Source organism: Flavobacterium gossypii (assembly GCF_014138495.1).
Classification (GTDB): domain Bacteria; phylum Bacteroidota; class Bacteroidia; order Flavobacteriales; family Flavobacteriaceae; genus Flavobacterium; species Flavobacterium endophyticum.
Genome location: NZ_JACJIS010000004.1, coordinates 232,254 through 252,040, shown reverse-complemented (window position 1 = coordinate 252,040; position 19,787 = coordinate 232,254). Strand labels below are relative to the sequence as shown.

The 19,787-nt window shown below is 35.0% G+C and carries 21 protein-coding genes; 14 read left to right on the top strand and 7 right to left on the bottom strand.

The genetic code is table 11. The features are described 5' to 3' along the window. Positions 1-9: 9 nt before the first annotated feature. Positions 10-558, top strand: coding sequence for a GNAT family N-acetyltransferase (locus GGR22_RS15825; protein ID WP_182494451.1), 549 nt, complete (start codon positions 10-12; stop codon positions 556-558). Positions 559-561: 3 nt separating this feature from the next. Here GGR22_RS15825 and GGR22_RS15820 read toward each other — a convergent pair whose 3' ends face one another. After that, positions 562-1,197: a hypothetical protein gene (locus GGR22_RS15820; RefSeq protein WP_182494450.1), complete on the bottom strand. Its 636-nt coding sequence runs from the start codon at positions 1,195-1,197 to the stop codon at positions 562-564. 272 nt (positions 1,198-1,469) lie between these two features. Between GGR22_RS15820 and GGR22_RS15815 the strand changes: the two genes are divergently transcribed. From GGR22_RS15815 to GGR22_RS15805, 3 genes are all read left to right on the top strand, one after another. Next, positions 1,470-2,933: a glycoside hydrolase family 130 protein gene (locus GGR22_RS15815; protein WP_121377030.1), complete on the top strand. Its 1,464-nt coding sequence runs from the start codon at positions 1,470-1,472 to the stop codon at positions 2,931-2,933. Positions 2,934-2,944: 11 nt separating this feature from the next. Continuing rightward, complete coding sequence (locus tag GGR22_RS15810) at positions 2,945-3,250, top strand: hypothetical protein (RefSeq protein ID WP_182494449.1); 306 nt, start codon at positions 2,945-2,947, stop codon at positions 3,248-3,250. A gap of 416 nt (positions 3,251-3,666) precedes the next feature. After that, positions 3,667-4,281 (top strand): hypothetical protein, encoded by a 615-nt coding sequence (locus GGR22_RS15805; protein WP_182494448.1) that lies wholly within the window; start codon positions 3,667-3,669, stop codon positions 4,279-4,281. A gap of 271 nt (positions 4,282-4,552) precedes the next feature. Here the strand turns inward: GGR22_RS15805 and GGR22_RS15800 are convergent, their stop codons facing one another. From GGR22_RS15800 to GGR22_RS15790, 3 genes are all read right to left on the bottom strand, one after another. Further along, entirely contained in the window at positions 4,553-4,840 is a 288-nt protein-coding gene (locus GGR22_RS15800) for a chaperone modulator CbpM (protein ID WP_182494447.1), read from the bottom strand. 10 nt (positions 4,841-4,850) lie between these two features. After that, positions 4,851-5,744: a DnaJ C-terminal domain-containing protein gene (locus GGR22_RS15795; protein WP_182494446.1), complete on the bottom strand. Its 894-nt coding sequence runs from the start codon at positions 5,742-5,744 to the stop codon at positions 4,851-4,853. Between the two features lie 118 nt (positions 5,745-5,862). Further along, the gene (locus GGR22_RS15790; RefSeq protein WP_121377230.1) at positions 5,863-6,369 is read right to left on the bottom strand and encodes a DUF2911 domain-containing protein; all 507 of its coding nucleotides are present in this window, start codon (positions 6,367-6,369) and stop codon (positions 5,863-5,865) included. A 175-nt stretch (positions 6,370-6,544) separates the two neighbouring features. Between GGR22_RS15790 and GGR22_RS15785 the strand changes: the two genes are divergently transcribed. The 9 genes from GGR22_RS15785 to GGR22_RS15745 all read left to right on the top strand — a co-directional run bounded on the left by GGR22_RS15785 (position 6,545) and on the right by GGR22_RS15745 (position 15,102). After that, positions 6,545-7,411, top strand: a complete 867-nt coding sequence (locus GGR22_RS15785; RefSeq protein WP_182494445.1) for an EamA family transporter — start codon at positions 6,545-6,547, stop codon at positions 7,409-7,411. Positions 7,412-7,503: 92 nt separating this feature from the next. Further along, the gene (locus GGR22_RS15780) at positions 7,504-9,420 is read left to right on the top strand and encodes a DUF294 nucleotidyltransferase-like domain-containing protein (RefSeq protein ID WP_182494444.1); all 1,917 of its coding nucleotides are present in this window, start codon (positions 7,504-7,506) and stop codon (positions 9,418-9,420) included. A 2-nt stretch (positions 9,421-9,422) separates the two neighbouring features. Then, entirely contained in the window at positions 9,423-10,016 is a 594-nt protein-coding gene (locus GGR22_RS15775) for a 3'-5' exonuclease (protein ID WP_182494443.1), read from the top strand. 187 nt (positions 10,017-10,203) lie between these two features. Beyond that, positions 10,204-11,292 carry a sensor histidine kinase gene (locus tag GGR22_RS15770; protein WP_182494442.1) on the top strand — a complete coding sequence of 363 codons (1,089 nt, stop codon included), beginning with the start codon at positions 10,204-10,206 and terminating at the stop codon, positions 11,290-11,292. 2 nt (positions 11,293-11,294) lie between these two features. Continuing rightward, on the top strand, positions 11,295-12,620 hold the full coding sequence (locus tag GGR22_RS15765) for a sigma-54-dependent transcriptional regulator (RefSeq protein ID WP_182494441.1): 1,326 nt from the start codon (positions 11,295-11,297) through the stop codon (positions 12,618-12,620). Between the two features lie 167 nt (positions 12,621-12,787). Beyond that, complete coding sequence (locus GGR22_RS15760) at positions 12,788-13,003, top strand: hypothetical protein (protein WP_147406632.1); 216 nt, start codon at positions 12,788-12,790, stop codon at positions 13,001-13,003. A gap of 4 nt (positions 13,004-13,007) precedes the next feature. Further along, entirely contained in the window at positions 13,008-14,288 is a 1,281-nt protein-coding gene (locus GGR22_RS15755; RefSeq protein ID WP_182494440.1) for a Glu/Leu/Phe/Val family dehydrogenase, read from the top strand. A 15-nt stretch (positions 14,289-14,303) separates the two neighbouring features. Continuing rightward, positions 14,304-14,711 carry a GreA/GreB family elongation factor gene (locus tag GGR22_RS15750; RefSeq protein WP_121377039.1) on the top strand — a complete coding sequence of 136 codons (408 nt, stop codon included), beginning with the start codon at positions 14,304-14,306 and terminating at the stop codon, positions 14,709-14,711. Positions 14,712-14,715: 4 nt separating this feature from the next. Further along, positions 14,716-15,102 (top strand): hypothetical protein, encoded by a 387-nt coding sequence (locus GGR22_RS15745; protein WP_182494439.1) that lies wholly within the window; start codon positions 14,716-14,718, stop codon positions 15,100-15,102. A 106-nt stretch (positions 15,103-15,208) separates the two neighbouring features. On the opposite strand, the gene GGR22_RS15740 is transcribed toward GGR22_RS15745, so the two are convergent. Further along, the gene (locus GGR22_RS15740) at positions 15,209-15,733 is read right to left on the bottom strand and encodes a hypothetical protein (protein WP_182494438.1); all 525 of its coding nucleotides are present in this window, start codon (positions 15,731-15,733) and stop codon (positions 15,209-15,211) included. After that, on the bottom strand, positions 15,730-16,635 hold the full coding sequence (locus GGR22_RS15735) for a hypothetical protein (protein WP_182494437.1): 906 nt from the start codon (positions 16,633-16,635) through the stop codon (positions 15,730-15,732). The genes GGR22_RS15740 and GGR22_RS15735 overlap by 4 nt, the downstream gene beginning before the upstream one ends. Positions 16,636-16,797: 162 nt before the next feature. Here GGR22_RS15735 and GGR22_RS15730 point away from each other — a divergent pair, with 162 nt between their 5' ends. Beyond that, positions 16,798-17,793 (top strand): SIMPL domain-containing protein, encoded by a 996-nt coding sequence (locus GGR22_RS15730; protein ID WP_182494436.1) that lies wholly within the window; start codon positions 16,798-16,800, stop codon positions 17,791-17,793. 65 nt (positions 17,794-17,858) lie between these two features. Here the strand turns inward: GGR22_RS15730 and acs are convergent, their stop codons facing one another. Next, positions 17,859-19,766 carry an acetate--CoA ligase gene (acs, locus tag GGR22_RS15725; protein ID WP_121377044.1) on the bottom strand — a complete coding sequence of 636 codons (1,908 nt, stop codon included), beginning with the start codon at positions 19,764-19,766 and terminating at the stop codon, positions 17,859-17,861. Between the last annotated feature and the right edge of the window lie 21 nt (positions 19,767-19,787).

Genomic DNA, 19,787 nt, shown 5'->3' with positions numbered 1-19,787 from the left:
TTATGGAAAATGGAAAAACTATCAATACATACTGAAAAGCTGCATATTCGAAATCTTACGCAAGCAGACTTAAATGATTTTCATGCGTATCGATCAAATCCTGAAGTCACCAAATACCAAGGTTTTGACGTGATGACGCTTTCAGAAGCATCAGAATTTATAGCAAGACAAGAAGATAAGTTATTTGGCAAGCCTGGCGAGTGGGTCCAATATGCTATCGAAAACAAAGAAACGGGCAAGCTAATCGGGGATTGCGCCATAAAACTAAATGGTTCTGATGAACGAATAGCCGAAGTAGGGATGACCATTTCTCACCTTCATCAGAAAAAAGGCTATGCAAAAGAAGCGTTTTCTGGGATAATGGATTTCCTTTTTGCAGGACATAACATCCATAGAATCGTAGAAACTGTTGATGCTGAAAATATAGCTTCAATAAGCTTATTAGAAAGCCTCGGATTCCGTCAAGAAGGTCATTTTATTGAAAATATTTTCTTCAAAGGAAGCTGGGGAAGCGAATTCCAATACGCCTTGCTGCGGAGGGAATGGCTTGCTAGATAAAAGCTATTCTTTTATGATAATGACGGTCGCCTTAAAGCCTGTTGCCAGATTCCAACGATTAGCGGCTACAAGTTTTCCTTTGTCATCAAAGACATGAAACTCTGCTGTATTTGGACCGGATGTTCCTTGATTGAGGGCTTCAAAATCAATTTTATTAAAACCAGGCTTTAATGGCAAATCCAATACTTGAAATTGAGAATATAAGGTAACTGAAGAGACGACTACGACATCGTTTACAGAAATCTTTATCATATCGCCATCAGGATATTCATGGTCACGGAATTTTATATTTACCAAATCTCCGTTATTTTTAAATTCCCCAAAAAACTGGTTTCCTTTGACAACCGATTGCGATTCACCGCCTTGCTTTTTATTAAGCTCTTTTTCGTATTTCTCTCCTGGATTTCCAAACTCTTCGCCGCCTTGTCCAAAGTTGACGCCTTTTGATTCTCCAACCTTATATTTATCAGATTTAGGTAATGATTTCGGAATTGTTACACCATAATTAGGATCTACCGCAGGAACAGAAATAGTTGTATTGGTATTGGAAGACGGAATCGAAATCGACTTATTATAGTCAACCTGAGAATACATCTGGAAAGAAAAAAAGATTATAAATAGTAATGCAATAGATTTCATGGACTCTTTTTGATAGACAGTTTCTACAAAATTCATGCTAAAATTAAAAAACTTTTGAATTTTAATGGCTTAATCGAACAAAATAAAGGCGCAACTTATGAAATTTTAAAAGGTGAATCTAAATTTGCCTCCTGATTTTGGTTAATTTTAGCATTTGAGTTCCTTATTATGTAGATTTAAAATCGTATTTTAGAGTGAAAAATTATTTTATCTTTTGTACTAATCAGATAAAATTCCAATAAAATTCATTCAAATCCTTTTAAATACTGCCTATGAGATTGTCCGTCGAACGTAAACCTATAAAAGTATATCCTGACTCTGGACGTGTCATCGCCCGATATTTTTTCAATGGCGAAGAGCGCGCTGTAGAACTGATTAAAAAGATATTACAGTTAGATAACGAAACGGTTTTTGGGCTCATATCGCCTTTGTTACAAGACTTTTCAAAAAGACACAGAAATATTACCAAAAAATTGCTCAAGCATTGTGATAAAGTCAAAGCTTATATAGAAAAGGCCGGAGGAAATTATGAAAAGCTTGATGAATATACAAAACTACTGGTAGGGTCCTATTTTACTCATGAGTATTCTATTGAATCAGCCGCTTTCTTTAATCCGTCTATCGTTCCAGATCCTGACCAGAGCAATCTCGAAGAAGGTCAGCTTCGGGTATTAATAAGCTTTAGGGCAGTGGGAGAGGGGCATGTTTCTTCTGTAGTATTTCGTCGCGCCATGATTGACAAATTCAGCAATATCTCTGTAATTCCAGCAGGTAATTATATTGATGAGGCCGAAAAAATCCATAATATGGTGTATAACAAAAAACTTTTCCTGAAAAAAGCACAAGAGGCCGATATTAATAATGATTTTTTGAAAGATGTAGACGAAAAGCTTGGAGAACGTTTTGATTATGAGAGCCTGAAAAAAGTCGTTATTGAAGCGAAAGAAAAAACAAAGGAAGAAAAGATAATCACGCAGTATAATATGATTCTGGCATTGTCTGACAGCTATCGAAAAATCAGCTTTTCAAAAGATACAGACATCAGCGACAGGGTCATTTTTCCAATTTCTGACTTTGAAAGTAACGGAATTGAAGATGCTCGTTTTGTAAAATTTGAAAAAGAAAACGGAACAGTAATCTATTATTGCACCTATACTGCTTATGACGGGCATCATATCATGCCAAAATTGCTACAGACATATGATTTTTATGATTTCAAGACCAGTCCGCTAAATGGATCGGGCGCAAAAAACAAAAATCTGGCGCTGTTCCCGAGGAAAATTAACGGCAAATATGCTATGCTTTCGCGCATTGACGGCTGGAATAATTATTTGATGTATTCTGATCATATCAATATCTGGGAAAATCCGATAAAAATACAAAGTCCTGAATATCCGTGGGAATTGGTGCAAATAGGAAACTGCGGTTCTCCAATAGAGACTAAATACGGCTGGCTTATCATGACTCATGCCGTTGGACCGATGCGTCGTTACTGTATTGGCGCATCATTATTAGATATCAACAATCCAGAAAAAGAAATCGGCCGATTAAAAGAGCCTCTGATTATGCCAAATCCTGATGAACGAGAAGGTTATGTGCCTAATGTGGTCTATTCTTGCGGTTCTATTATACATAATAATGACCTGATAATTCCTTATGGATTATCAGATCATAGTTCCGGATTTGCTACTGTAAATTTAGACTTGTTACTCGAAAGGCTTGTTAGTGGAGGCTGATACATATTCTTATGAACACAAAAAGTTTCTATGTAAAGTTATTTTTATTGATTCTTCCCATTGTCATCCTTGCTAGCGTTCCTCTTATTGAAGGAAACACTAACAGTATTGGCGGCGGCGGATATGATTTAACAGATTTATTTTACGGTATCTATATTTTAATTGCGATAATCGCATGGATATTTTTTATGATTATTCATTCTTTAGTTTTTAGAAAAAAGTCTGACGTCGTTACAGAAAATTCAAAACTGATAATCACTGGTATTGTGGTATTTATCATAGCTTGCTTAATTCTTTTTAATACATGGATTAAATGATAATTTGGATATGGAAAATTATTTGATTGTTCGTACATCTAACGGCAAACGATGTTTGGTTTTTATTGATAAGATTACGCATATACTCGAAGATGAAGATGGCAAAGCTATTATATACTTTGGAACAGAGAAAGTATATTGTTCAGAAAGTTATAGCGAGATTATGCATAAAATCACGCTTTAAAACCGGGAAAACTTCAGATGCAAAATCAAATTGCATAGGCATGCGTAAGCACTAAAATTTTGCGCACAAACAGCAAAATTTTTAGCAGCTTAAAAAAGGGTAGGACGAGGCAGTAACTACGTCCTCCTACAGTCCGAATGTCGGACAATTATTTATAGTTAATTAATTGAAATTATGATTGTTAAGCCAAAAAAAAGATGCTTTCTTAAAATTTAGTTAAAATTAATTATATTTGTATTTCAAAAAACCTTTAATAGAAAAAGCTTTAGAAAAAAGGCAACTATTATTAAAAGATATATCTTTAAATCTCGGTGATTTTGTTATTACTTTTGGATTGGTTGAATCAGCTATACAAGCACTTATTTTATCTATAGTAAATGTTGCAATGGAATATAATGATGTTGATCATAGAGTTATAAACTTATTAAGAATTTTGCTTAATAAATCAGATAGTGTAGATTTTAGTATTCAAACCTTAAATTCGACAATTGAAATATTTATTCGTGATAAAAGACAAGATAAATGGAAAGAAATGGTAAATGAACTTTATCAATTAAATCAATATCGAAATAAAGTTGTTCATAGGCCTTGGATGGTACAAGACGATAAAGTAATTAAGTATAATAAAAAAACTTTGTTGCCAGTCGAAATGAGCCTTGAAGAATTATTAAAAATGACAGAAAGATTAAAATTCAGGAAAGATCAGATTACTGATTTTTTGACATATACTATGAATATTATTAATCCTGATTTCATATATGTACCGTTAGTAAATGATGAGGATAGATTATTGGGAATTGAAGTAATATTAGAAAAGAATTCTAAAGGACGAATAATTAATATGTAATATTTTATATATTTGAATCAATAATTAACCGCTGAATGATATAAAAAAGAAAAAAGAAAACTGTATTTTTTTTGAACTATAATTTATATTATGTAAAATAAAAAATTACGTAAAATAGCCTACTACTTAGTTTCTAAATCAAGAATATATTCAGGCTAACTATAATCATCTATATTTACACTGCTAAAAACTTATTATGGAATACTTATTTATACTCTTGGTCATATTTCTTTTATTCTATGTTCCAAAATATTTTAGGAAGCGCAAATAATTATTCATGCAGTCGCAATCTGTTTTTTAAATCTTGAATTTCGTCTTGAAGTTCTTGCTGTTTCTGTAGTAGATTTAAAATTGCGTCAATTCCTTCCGGATTTATATGCAACTCATAATACAATTGCCTGCAGCGATCTAAATCATGCAACTTTTCAGTATCTAAGAATTTCTCATTATTTCTATTCTCAAATTGAATGATTCCCATTTCATCAAGAATGTCAATAAATGTGGTCTCGATTTTATAATGGTTGCAATAATCTGATATAGTGATTCTTTCTATTTTCATTTTCTTCAGCTTAAAGTTTCGACAATTCAGTAAAGGCTTCTTTTTGTTTTTCCGACAGATTTGTAGGTATTTTTATGTCATACGATATAATCAAATCTCCAAAAGAACCTTCTTTCTTATAAACCGCTATCCCTTTATTCTTTAATCGAACCTTGGTTCCGTTCTGCGTTTCAGGCGGTACCTTTAATTTTACTTTGCCATCCATCGTTTCTACTGTAATCTCGCCTCCCAAAATTGCTGTAAAAATATCTAAGCTAACTGTTTTATAAAGATCATTATTAAGTCGCTTGAATTCTGCATCTTCCTCGATCCGAAATGTAATATACAAATCTCCAGCGGGACCATTATTTGCTCCTGGTCCTCCATGCCCTTTCAATTTGATAACTTGGCCGTCGGCTATACCAGCAGGAACTGTGATCCTTAGATTTTTTCCGTTTACGGTAATGGTCTGTTTGTGCGTTTGGGTTATACCTCTCAGTTTTAAATGTAATTCTGCATTATAATCCTGACCTTTAAATCCCATCTGTTGCCTGCTTCCACCTCGTTTTCCACCAAACATAGATTCGAAAAAATCAGAAAAATCAGCGCCTCCAAATGAAGCATCGCCATAATCAGAAAACGAGCTTCCGCCATCTTGATATTGCGATTGCGACTGCCTTGCTTTTTCATATTCTTCAGCATGCTGCCAGTTTTCGCCATAAGCGTCATATTTTTTTCTCTTTTCAGGATCGCTTAAAACCTCGTTGGCTTCATTAATCTGCTGGAACTTTTTATTGGCATCTGCATCGTTCGGATTCAAATCAGGATGGTATTTTCGCGCTAATTTTCGATACGCTTTTTTGATTTCGTCAATGCTTGCCTTTTTATCAATCTCTAATACGCTGTAATAGTCTATAAATGCCATAGTTATCAATTATTATGCTTTATAAATTTAAGAAATAATAAGCACTATCGCAACATCGTTACATAAAAAAACACTGCCCTTTCGAACAGTGTTTCAAGCTAAATTAAGTATTGAAAATCTATTTTACTTTTACAGGAATATCCCAATTTTCCCAGCTTAGGGTGACATTGTCCTTGTTGATTTTATAAGTAAGTTTTTCTGTCAGCGAAGCCGATTTTTTAGGAGTCACTTTTACTCTCAACTGCTCTTGCTTTGCATCCATTTTATAAGCGCCCCATTGTTTCCATTCTTTATTGAAAATGATTGTCGCCGCGTCTTTTTCAGGAATTACGAAAAAAGCATATTTTCCTGCTGGCAATTTTTTTCCTTCTATAGTGATTTCCTTGTCTGTTTCAAATGTAGTAGCTTCATTCGCTCCGGCACGCCATACTTCGCCATAAGGAACAAGTTCTCCCCAGATAGCTCTTCCTTTTACTGACGGGCTTCCGTAAGTAATTGTAATCGTAGCGCCGTTAATTTTTCCTGTCACTGTTTCAGCAGGACTCGCCTTTTTTTCTTGAGCATGTGCAAAAGCAGTCATGAATACTGCTACTAAAAATACTCCGATTTTTCTTTGTAATTTCATGGTCATTTTGTGTTGATTGTTAATTTGTTATGATTTTTGGTAAGTAAAGATACTTAAAGTAGTGTTTGTCTAATTTTCTATTATAATTCTTTTAAGAATTTTAACACAGAAAATAATATGTTTTTGAACATAATAAAAACCTTCTCTCTATTTTTGCAAATAAAAAGGTAAGGAAATGTTCTATATTGTCTTAAGCATCATTTGTAGTGTTTCTGTCGGCGCCCTGCTTAAATTTTCAAAAAGATATTCTTTTGATATCGTGCAGGTTATAGCCATAAATTATCTTTTTGCGCTTTTCTTGTGTTATTTTACATTTAATCCAGATATTTCAGCTATTGACAGTAGCTCCCCTTGGAAGATATATATTGGATTGGCTATTCTGCTGCCTTCTGTTTTTTTACTCCTGGCTGCTTCCATAAAGCATATCGGAATTGTCAAGACCGATATTGCACAGAGAATGTCCTTATTCATACCCATCCTGGCGGCCTATTTCATTTTTAAAGAAGACTTTAGCAATCTGAAATTGATCGGTCTTGTCATTGGCTTTCCTGCTATATTTTTGACATTATCTAAAAAAAACAATACGGATGCTCAAGAAAACAAATGGATTTTTCCGGTATTAGTCTTGCTCGGTTTTGGGATTATTGACATCTTGTTCAAGCAAATTGCCTTGCAAAAAAACATTCCGTACACCACTTCCCTATTTGTAGTTTTTTGCGGTGCTTTAGTCCTAGCCTTATGCTTTTCAGTTTATTCCATTGCAATCAAAAAGAATAAAATACGCGTACAAAATTTAATTATCGGAGCGTTTTTAGGAATACTAAACTTTGGCAATATTTTGTTTTATCTCAAGGCGCATAAGGAATTTGCTGAAAATCCTTCCACTGTTTTTGCAGCCATGAATTTAGGCGTAATCGTTTTAGGAAGCTTGGTCGGAATCATAGCCTTTAAAGAAAAAGTCTCCCTGAAAAACTACATCGGTATCATCCTAGCTTTGGCGTCAATAGTCTTCATAACGCTGTCGCAATTACAGGCATCGTGATTTGCGAATAATTGAAGTATTTTTAAACTTCTTTTATTGCAAAGAATCGGAATAAAGTTTATTTTTACTTATCATCTAGCTAACAAGATTTTATGAAAAACCCGATTGCGGAAAGGATTGTCGACTTTCTCAAGAATTATCCGCCTTTCAACAGCTTAAATTATCAAGAACTATTGCATATCGCTACAGAAGTACGCGTGCTTTATCTGGAAAAAAACAAAATACTTTTTCAGATAGGCGATGTTTGCCATGATAGTTTTTATATTGTCGCCTCAGGCGCTATCGGACTTTCTGTCACTTCCGATGCAGAAGAAACTTTGATCGATAAATGTGACGAAGGTGATATTTTGGGCTTGCGTCCGTTTTTTGCAAAAAACAATTATCTCATGACGGCTAAAGCCCGTGAAGAAAGTATTGTTTATGCAATTCCGATTCATATTTTCCAGCCTTATGTGACGGCAAATCCTGATGTGCTGAGCTTTTTGCTAGAGAGCTTCGCATCCAATACGAGAAATCCTTACGACAAGGAGCACCGTGGTAAATTGATTTCTGAAAATATTATTTATAAGGAACAGCAGGCCGACATACAATATTTCCAATCCATTCATTATTCTAAAGAACCAATTACTGCCGCTCCAGAAGCAATTGTAAGGGATATTGCCCAAATGATGACTGATAAGATGATTGGCAGCGTCATTATCACAAGCGACGGTTTTCCAATAGGCATCGTAACGGACAAAGACTTGCGTTCTAAAATTGCCACAGGACATTTTCAGATCACGACGACAGCTTCTAAGATTATGACTTCGCCTGTAATTACAGTTCCAGAAGACCTTTCTTTAGCAGAAGCGCAATTATACATGCTCAAATATAATGTCGATTATCTATGCGTGACAGAAGATGGCTCGGATCGATCTTCAGTTCGAGGAATCATCTCAGAAAATGATTTGGTCGTAGCCCAAGCCAACAACCCAGGCGTATTGATCAAAGAAGTCAAGCGCGCTCAATCCGCTAAAGATTTGAAGCGTATCCGTGAAAAATTATCAGAACTGATACAGACTTCGATTACCAAAGACATTCCGCTTTCTCATATCATGAATATTTCCGGAGAGATTAACACGGCTATTACAAGACGCGCAATTGATCTTGCCATTTTGGAAATGGGCTCCCCTCCTGCCCGATTTGCGTGGCTGAGTATCGGAAGCCAAGGAAGAAAAGAACAGCTTTTATTGACCGACCAAGACAGCTTTCTAGTTTTTGAAGACGTTGCTCAAGATAAATACAGAGATGTAAAAGATTACTTTTTACGTCTGGCTAGAAGGACTACTTCTACTTTAGAAAAAGTAGGTTATTTCTTAAGTCCAGATGGTTCTGTAGCGAGTAATATGATGTGGTGTAAATCATTGACAGACTGGATAAAACAATACAATAATTGGATTAATACTCCAGGTGAAAATAGCGAAGCTATAAACAGTATTTTCTTTGATTATGAAATAGCTTTCGGAGAAACTTCTATCGAAGAAGCCATTACAGAAATCATCTTTAAAAATGTAAAAGGAAACAAACTTTTCTTTGACTATTTAGGAAATGATGCCTTGAAAAAACCACCGCCGCTAGGATTCTTCCGTCAGTTTTTAGTTGAAGAAGGAGGCGAAAATAAAGACACTTTTGATATCAAGACCAGGGCCTTAATGCCGCTGATTGATGCGGGCCGTCTGCTTATCTTGCACCAGAATATAAAAGGAATTAATAACACCTACATGCGCTTCAAGCAATTGGCAATTGCCGATCCTAGAAACTCAGAGCTGTTTCTTAATTGTGCCGAGGCCTTTCTGACACTTTCCGAGTTCAGGACAGTAGAAGGCTTGAAAAACGACAGTTCAGGACAGTTTATAAATCTGGAAGAACTTTCGAAAACTGATAAGGTAAAGCTGAAAAATTGTTTTATTCCGATAAAAGAAGTTCAAGAATTGATAAAGAGCCGATTCAAGCTCACCTATTTCTCATAATTATGCTGGATTGGTTAAAAATAAATAAAGATTACCCACAATTCTGGAAAGACTATCTCGGAAAATTTGAGAATAAGTCCAGAAGATTTGTGGCTTTCAGTACAGAAACTACGGGTTTAGATGTAGAAAAGGATGTTATCCTTTCTATCGGAGCTGTGGGAATTGAGAATAATTCTATAGTGGTCAAAGACAGTTTTGAGGCACTTATCTTTCAAGAAAAATTCAATCCCGAAGTAGCCATAAAAAACGGAATCTTAAAAGGCAGTCCTGAAGAAAAACATTCAGAAGCAGAAGCTATTGAAGCCTTTGTCAATTATTTAGGCAATGCCGTTTTGGTCGGACATCGGATTCATTTCGATATTGCGATGATCAACCAAGCTTTAGAAAAGCTGCATTGCGGTAAGCTTAAAAATGAAGCGTTAGATGTAGAAGTCATGTTCCACAAATGGAAACAATTGCCAGACGACAAGCAGTTTAGCTTAGATGAACTGAGCGCGTCGTTTAAGATTTCTAAAAGCGACAGACATACCGCTTCCGGCGATGCTTTTATTATTTCGCTATTATTCCAAAGATTAAAACAACGTTTGGGATTATAATTTTTTTTTAAATTTATTCTATTCATGAATCGTATTTCGTGCCTTACTTTTGGCCAAACACGTCATGTTTACAAGACTTGAATTGCTTCTCTCCTATTTTAAAATACGCAAATACTTTCCTGCTTCTGCTTTAATAAGTAACTTTGGCTTTTTCACGAGCCTAAATTTCCTCTAAAAACCAGAACTTATGCTTGAAATATCCACCGAAGAAAAACTCAAGGAACGCATCAAAGAGCTCAGCTGTCTTTATGACATCTCAAAGATGATAAGCGGCAACGTGACTTGTTCTGAAGCAATTTTAAAAGAAATTTGCAGCATCGTAAAGGTAGCTTGGAGGTTCAACGAAGCCAGTATTGTTGAATTAAAACTCAATGATTTTTACTTCTGCACGTCAGATTTGCCAAAAGATTCTAATTTTCAAGCGAGTTCGGTTTTTATATTTGAAAAAGAATCGGGTTTTATAAAAGTACATTATGCTTCAAATAGCACAACTTATTTTTTAGACGAAGAACAAAAGCTATTAGACAAAGTAGCGCTAGAAATAAGCGGTTTTGTTGAAAAAAATAGTATCAAAGAAAAAGAAAAACAACTTCAAAGAAGTGTCGAACGCATTGACCGTCTCTCTATTTTAGGAGAAATAACCGCAGGAATTGCTCACGAATTAAATACGCCTTTAGGAAATATTCTTGGCTTTGCAGAATTGATCAATGAGCAAAACATAGACCGTCAGGTTTCGCAAGACGTTTCAAAAATCATCAATGCAGCAATTTATTCTAGAGAAATTGTCAAAAAACTAATGTTCTTTGCCTGCGAAATGCCCCAAAATATGGAAGTCGTTTCGATAAAACCAATCATTGTAGAAGCCTTGTCGCTGCTCGGTCCAAATTTCAGAAAAGCGCATGCTTCCTATGAACTGATTTTTGACAATCCTGATTTAAAAGCACAGATTGATAATATCCAGCTGACACAAGTGCTGTTTAATATCTTAATCAATTCGATTTATGTAGCTCCAAATAATAGCCTCATAACCGTAAAAGTAACTTCGGATTCTGAAAATTTCTTTATTGAAATTGCCGACCAAGGTAGCGGTATTCCTGAAGAAATAAAATCCAAGATATTTGAGCCATTCTTTACCACAAAACCAATCGGTGAAGGTTCAGGCCTCGGATTAAGCGTTGTCCACGGAATTATCAAAAGCCACAAGGGCGATATCATTGCTATAGACAATGAGCCAACAGGCACTATTTTCCAAATAAGATTACCTTTAAATTCATAAAAATGCTGAAAAAAGAAAACATATTGATTGTTGATGATAATTATGATATGCTGGAATTATTGCAGCGTAATTTGAAGGCACAAAACTTTCATACGTATAAAGCTTCATCCGTTTTGGAAGCTATTGATATTCTCAAAGTGGTTCCTATTGATTTGCTGATTACCGACCTGCAAATGCCGGGTTTAAACGGAATCGAACTAATTAAATTTGCTCAAGAACATTTTCCTAAAATTCCCAAACTGGTTATAACAGGATTTCCATCTGTTGATACTGCTGTAAACTCAGTAAAATCGGGAGCCCTAGATTATTTGGTAAAACCATTTACGAGTGAAGAACTAAAAAAAGCAGTACAAAATTCTTTTCAAGGAAAAATAAATACTAAAGCTAATTTTATTGCTTCTGATTCAGACAAAAAAGTGACAAATTATGCAGGAATCGTCGGTGATTCTGAGCAATTTGAAAACTTAGTCGATGTTATTGAACGTGTAAAAAACAACAAAGCGACCGTTCTCATCCAAGGGGAAAGCGGTACGGGAAAAGAACTGATTGCAAGAGCGATTCATTTCAAAGGTGCTTTTGCGTCTAATCCTTTTGTTGCTGTAAACTGTGGCGGCATTCCAGAAAACCTGATGGAATCGGAATTATTTGGCTATGAAAAAGGCGCTTTTACAGGCGCCAACGAAACCAAAATAGGTCTGTTTCAAGCTGCAAATGGAGGAACTATTTTTTTAGATGAAATCGGAACTGCACCATTGGCAGTACAAACAAGGCTTTTAAGGGTCTTGCAGGAAAAAGAAGTCACAATGATTGGGTCTCAAAAAGCCCAAAAAATCGATGTAAGGATTATTTCTGCCACAAATAATGACCTTTACGGTATGGTTCAAAAAGGAAGTTTTCGTGAAGATTTATACTATCGATTAAATGTCGTTAGCATCGAGACAAAACCGCTACGGGAAAGAAAAAACGATATTTATCCCTTGATTACGATGTTCCTGAAAAAGTATGGCGCCGAATATGGAAAACCAAGCTGTACGATTTCAGATAAGGCTATCGAGATTTTGATTCGCCATTCTTGGCCAGGAAATGTACGTGAATTGGAAAATATCGTCCAAAGAATGATTATTATGAGCGATTCAGAAATTGATATATCTGACATTCCGGACTATCTGAAATACCAGCATCCTACCGAAGACGATCTCCTAAAAACATTAAAAGATATTGAAAAAGAGCATATCTTAAAAGTACTTCATGCTGTCGGCGATAACAAGACAAAAGCGGCAGAAATCCTCCAGATCGACAGAAAAACGTTACGTCAAAAACTGCTTTAAAATCGAGTAATTTTTACCCGATTGATTCTTTTCTCTCCAGCATTTTTTTCTTTTGATTACTAATACATCATATAATCAATTGACTATCAATGAATATATAAATTCATTTTTACAATGGCATGCAGTTTGTCAATAGCATGGCACAATAAAAACTGAATACAATTATCATGTCAAAAAAACTACAGGATTCTTCTTTAAGACATCCTCCTAATGTTGCGCTTCCTATTATCACTTGTACAGAAAATATTTTCAACGGCATCAAATCATGCGGTCTAGAATTTTTACAGCATCAGGTAAAAATTGGGCTGTGCATCAACTGTGACAGAAATAATTACTGCATCTGGCAAGAAAATAAAAAAATATCCTGCGAACACTATCAATAAAATTATGATCACTATAAAAGAACCTGCGAAAAAAAGCATGTATGAAAATGTAATGGAACAGTTCAATAAGACGGCTGACATTATCAATCTGAATCCTGATATCAGGAAGATTTTATCCATAACAAATAATGAAATTATTATCCACTTTCCTGTAAAAATGGACAATGGGAAAGTTGAAATTTTTACCGGATACAGAGTACAGCATAATAATGCCCTCGGTCCTTATAAAGGCGGCTTGAGATTCCACCCTACTATGGATGTGGATGATGCCAAAGCGCTGGCAATGTGGATGACTTGGAAAACTTCGTTGGCCGGATTGCCTTACGGAGGTGCCAAAGGCGGTATCCAAATCGATCCTAGAAATTATTCTCTTTCAGAATTAGAACGCATCACGCGTAGATTTACCTATGCTTTAGGAGAAAATATCGGGCCAGAATTAGACATTCCTGCCCCAGACGTAAATACCAACGAGCAGACGATGGCTTGGATTGCAGATACCTATATGTCCACGAAATCGCCGTCCGAAAGATCCAACAACAAACATGTCGTAACCGGAAAACCTGTGGGTTCTGGAGGCTTGGAAGGCCGCGACCGTGCTACAGGATTCGGTGTTTACCTGACTTTAAAGCTTTTCTTTGAAAACAAAAAGGAATCTTTGTCTGGAAAAAAATTCATCGTGCAAGGATTTGGAAATGTAGGATACTGGGTTTCCTACTTTTTAGAACAAGAAGGAGCTTTGCTTTTGGCAGTCCAAGATGCACATGCTACAATTATTAATGACGAAGGAATTTCTGTCCATGATTTATACGAACACTCTAAGCCAAGAAAAGGTTCCATTCAAGGCTTTTCAGGCGCAAAAGAAATGGATCCTAAAGATTTCTTCGGTTTGGATTGCGATTTCATAATTCCTGCCGCTTTAGGAAATCAAATTACAGGTGCCAATGCGTATGATATCAAGGCAAAAGTAATTGCTGAAGGCGCCAACGGACCAACAGATAACGAAGGAGAAAGAATCTTATTAGAAAATGGTGTCACAATCATTCCAGATATTTTATGCAACTCTGGAGGCGTTATCGGAAGTTATTTCGAATGGCTTCAAAACCGTAACGGCGAATTGTGGCCTTTGGATGAAGTAATGGCCAAGATTGAAAAAAAGCTGACGGAAAGTTATAAAAAAGTACAAAATACCGTCAATACAAGCCATGTAGATTGGAGAACCGCAGCTTATATCTTGGCCATTTCTAGAATCGAAACCGCTTATGTGCAACGTGGCATTTTCCCTTAATAGCAGAAAATAATTATGAAATACGAAGAAATAATCATTGAAAAAAGAGAATATGAATTGCTAAGACAGATTATCTCTAATGCAGATCATAATAAAGACAAAACCTATAAAGCTTCGATCGAAAAATTAACTGATGAACTCAAATCGGCAACGATTATCAATAACGAAAACATGCCGATAGAAGTTGTCCGATTTAATTCGATTGTAACGGTACAGATGCCTTTTGGCGAACCTAAAAGTTTCCAAATCGTGACGCCAGATAAAAGCGATATCTCAAAAAATAAATTATCCATCTTAGCGCCTATGGGACTTGCTTTATTTGGATATGCTGTTTCTGATGAAATCATGTGGCAGTTTCCGTCTGGTATCAATGCCATTAAAATTTTGAACGTCGAACAGCCGGATGCTTTGCAAAAAGAATAGTTTTATGAAAAAAGAGATAATCAAAGTACACCAGGACCAAGACGATCTGCAGAAATTTTTTATCAACAGAGATGTAGATCGATGGAACGATGAAGTGGCTATTATAGAAGAAGAAATTGTTTTATTTTCTAATTTGTTGGGCATCAAAAATGACAAATTATATTCCAATATTATGGAGAGAATGAACGAGTTTAAGCTCTATAATCTAGCTTTTCAAGAAGAATTAATCGCCTATGACCGAAAATTAGAAGTATTGAAAGAATGTGAAGACCTTCAATGTGAAACTTTTTTCCTGAACTCACATAATGAATTCAAAGAAAAAATTGAAGCTCATTTTTATCAATACAGAAATTTCAAAAAGACAGTCTTTTCTGTAATCAATAATAAATAGTTTTTAATTGAATTAAAGTAATTGAGAATATACATGATTATTAAGTAAATTCGTTTGAGACAATTACTTTTTTAAAACACCGGTTTACCCAACCGGTGTTTTTATTTTATTGAATTTCTCCCAAAAGAATACTCCAGATTTCCTTTCTTTTGCTTCCGAAAGATTTTTCTTCTGGATAAAAATATATCTTTTGCTGTACGTTTTTTTGCAATATTTCTTTATCTCGGGAAATTGTCAACGCATACGAAGCTGTCCAAAAATTACTTGATGTTGCTTCTTTTTGAATATTTTGTAGTTCAAATTTTAGTCCTTTTGAAGCTATCTTCTCTAACAATTTTTCTATTGTAATTTTATCAGAAGTAAAGAAGTCGGAAACCAGGACGTTCTCTTTAAATAAGGAATAAATATTTTGTTTTACTTGTTTTTGTAAAGCTTCTGAAGAATTTTTAGCAGAATAAATTTCTAACAATTGATAAAAATCTTTCACTTTCAAAAAAGAATTTTCTTCATACGCTTCTAGAACTTTCACTGAAAAATTAGCTTTTATATCGTTTTTAATCATAGTGTTATTTGCCTCTTGCGCAGCAAGGCAATTGCAAAAAAAGAAGGCTATAACGATAAAATATCTCATTGTTTGATTCTTATAAATTCTATTTTTCCTGCTTCATTGTTTTTTATTTCCAAAATCTGCATTTTTTTCAATGATTCGGTCGGAACAATTAGCTTTTCTGAAAATTCTTTTTTGTTGAAATACTCGATTCCCAAATCATTTTTGAGCATTACAATTACTTCTAAGTCTACGGATAAAATTTTATCTAATTGAATTTTTCTCGTTTCCCAATTTTTGATGTCTGATTTCATAAAAGCTTTGAGCATCATCGCATAATCATCCGGCTGTAATAAAATTTCGTTTTTTCCAGAAACCTTAGCAATTTCTACTTCTTGCTTTTTATAATAGGGACTTTGAATAACAACTTTTGTTTTTTCATCTTTAAGCTCGACTTCTATTTCGGCATTTTGTATGGGAACTTCGACTTTTTTGTTATTTTCGATCGTATAGGCTTTTACTTCTTTTGTCGAAATAGTTTCATTTGTAAATTGATTCTTTAATTGGAACTTTTGAGTTATTTTTTTCTGGGAATATAAAAGAAGTCCAGCAATAGTTACAGCAACTACAATTCCAACGATGATAAAAGAATTCCTATTGTTTTTTTTAGGCAGCTTTATTTTTTCTTCAAAAGCCACTTCCCTATTCTTGAAAACAAATTCATCCCAGCCAGAAAATCCAGAAAATTGACTTAAGATGTCTAACATATCTTTTCTAGGCAATTTTGAATTTAGCTCTGGTTTCAAATGAGTATAAATCCATTTTTCGCTGATGCTTTGCTTTGTTTTCTCGCTTATAGAATCAATCAGGTTCTGAATATCTTGTGAAGAAAAGCTTTTCCAATTTCCTTGAAAATAAGGGTACTGCTTCTGATAGGTCAAAAGCACTTTTTGTTTTAAAAATTGGAATAGTTCTAATTCGGACATCAATAAAAATAGGTTCAAATGTAGTTTGAAAGATATAAAAATCTACTGTAAATCTACTGTAAAAGATTGTAAAAAGGTTACAGCCAAAGGAAAGTGGTTTTGCCAAACTTGATTTTAGATCTCGTTGTAATCTTGCGGCATAAACTTTAAATAACAATCAAGATGAAATTAAAAATCACTGCCGCTGGCCTTTTATTTTTTGGCATGGTCTATTCTCAACATGGGGCCAATCAGTTATATGAGAATCAAAATTCCTATAATTATAAAAACGTAGGCATTGTTCAACAAAATGCAGGAAAGGTCGTCTACAATTCAGAAGGAGTTACGTATAAAATCAATATTTTGAACAATGTTGCACCTGATTCTTACGTGGTTACACTTGGACTTAACGAAGAATCTTTATCCGTAAAGGATTGCAATGCAAAGATTAATAAACGGTTGGATGGTTTTAAAAATGCCCTGAAAAAGATGGGAATTAAGGAAGATGAAATTTTTATAGATTTTATCTCTCAAACAAAAATTTACGACTATAAATCAACTTCAACATCGAATCAAGTTAATGTAAGTCAGGTCGATAAAGGATTTGAAATTAAAAAGAATATTATCATTAAGCTGAAAGAAATAAGCTTCTTTGACAAGGTGATTGATCTGGCTTCGGAACACGAAATTTATAATATCATAAAAGTAGATTATAAAAAAAACGATACCGAAAAAATCTATAATGAAATGCTTGTGCAGGCAAATGAGCTTTTAAAATCCAGAAGCAAAATTTATGATACATTCGGGAAAAGAAATTTTGAAGATGAACCGCAACTTTCGATCAATTTTTATAGCATCCAGCCTGGAAAACAGTACAAAAATTATACTGCCTTTGAAAGTTCCGATGTGAGTTATTATAACGACTATTACAATTCCAACAAAGTATTAGTGAGGCAAGAACAGCGAAAAAGCAAGACTTTTTATTATGATGGCATTGATCCTGATTCTTTTGACAAAGTCATGAATTCTGAGTCTCCAATAGTCAGTATCCAATATGTAATGGAATTTAGTATTACTTATAAAACGAAGAAAAAGGAGGAGAAAAAGGACAAAGACAAAAAAATATACCATATTATTACGCCTAATGGAGATATAAAAACATTAGATTTAAAAAACTAGATAAAAAAACAGCTTCAACCAATTTTGATTGAAGCTGTTCCAACAATTAAATATTTAAATCAAAATTATAATCTTCCGTTTTTGATTTCTTCAACGATTTCTGGATTCAGCAATGTTGATGTGTCGCCAAAATTAGAGAAATCACCTTCGGCAATTTTTCGAAGAATTCTTCTCATGATTTTTCCAGAACGCGTTTTCGGCAATCCAGAAACAAATTGGATCTTATCTAATTTTGCAATCGGTCCGATATGCCCCGAAATGTGCTGATTGATTTCATTTGCCAAATTGGCTCGGTCTCTCGACTCTCCGTATTCTTTCAAGATGATGAAGCCATACAAAGCATTTCCTTTGATATCATGCGGAAATCCTACAATAGCAGATTCAGCAACTGCCGGATGTTCGTTGATAGCATCTTCGATCGGTGCTGTTCCAAGGTTATGTCCGGAAACGATAACTACATCGTCTACACGACCCGTAATCCTGTAATAACCTACTTCGTCTCTTAAAGCACCATCACCGGTAAAGTATTTCCCTGGAAAAGCGGTAAAATAAGTTTCTTTAAAACGTTGGTGATCACCCCAGATTGTTCGTGCCATTCCCGGCCACGGAAATTTAATACAAAGGCTTCCGACAACTTGATTGTCTTCAATTTCATTACGCTTTTCATCCATCAATACGGCCTGAACGCCAGGCAAAGGAAAAGTAGCATAGGTTGGTTTTGTTGGCGTTACAAAAGGCAATGGCGAAATCATGATGCCTCCTGTTTCTGTCTGCCACCAAGTGTCTACAATCGGGCATCTTTTCTTTCCTACATGATTGTTATACCAGTGCCAAGCTTCTTCATTGATAGGCTCTCCTACTGAACCGATAACTTTCAAAGTCGACAAATCGTGTTTTTCTACCCATTCGCTATTTTCTTTAGCCAAAGAACGGATTGCTGTTGGCGCTGTATAAAATTGCGTAACTTTATGTTTGTCAATTACATCCCAGAATCGTCCGAAATCTGGATAAGAAGGAATTCCTTCAAAAATCACGGTAGTCGCGCCGTTCAATAATGGACCGTATAAAATATAAGAATGCCCTGTAATCCAGCCAATATCAGCGGTACACCAGTAGACATCATTCTCTTCATAATTGAAAATATTTTTGAATGTATAGGCCGTAAAAACCATATATCCGGCAGTAGTGTGCAGCATTCCTTTTGGCTTTCCTGTAGAACCTGAAGTATAAAGGATAAACAAAGGATCTTCTGCATCCATGATTTCAGCTACGTTGTTAGGAATAGCTTCTTCTAATAAAGGCTGCAGCCACAAATCGCGTCCTGTTTTCATGTTAATTTCAGCATGTGTTCTTTTAACGACAAGCACTTTTTCTACTGATGGGCATTTTTCAAGGGCTTCATCGATAATTCCTTTAAGATCAATTGATTTGTTTCCTCTATAACCGCCATCGGAAGTAATGACCATCTTGCATTGCGAATCGTTAATTCTTGAGGTAACCGCTGAAGCGGAAAATCCTGCAAAGACAACAGAATGTATCGCTCCTATTCGAGCGCAAGCTAAAACAGAAACAGCCAGTTCGGGAATCATAGGAAGATAAATACAAACCCTATCGCCTTTTTTGATGCCTTGCTCGCGAAGAACATTGGCCATCTTTGCAACTCTGTCGTATAATTCGTTATAGCTAATGTGCTGTGCTTCTTCTTTCGGGTCATTTGGCTCAAAAATAATGGCTGTCTTATTGCCTCTTTTCGCCAAATGCCTGTCAATACAGTTCTTAGTAATATTAACTTTCGCGTTCAGAAACCATTTCACATCGGCCTCTTGCATGTCAAATTCCACCACCTTGTCCCATTTTTGGTACCAAGTGAAATTTTCATCCGCAATTTTATCCCAAAATTTTCTAGGTTCGCGGATGGATTTATTATAATGCTTGAAATATTGTTCAAGATTTTTGACTTGATAATAGCTCATAATCGTAAGGGAATTATAATG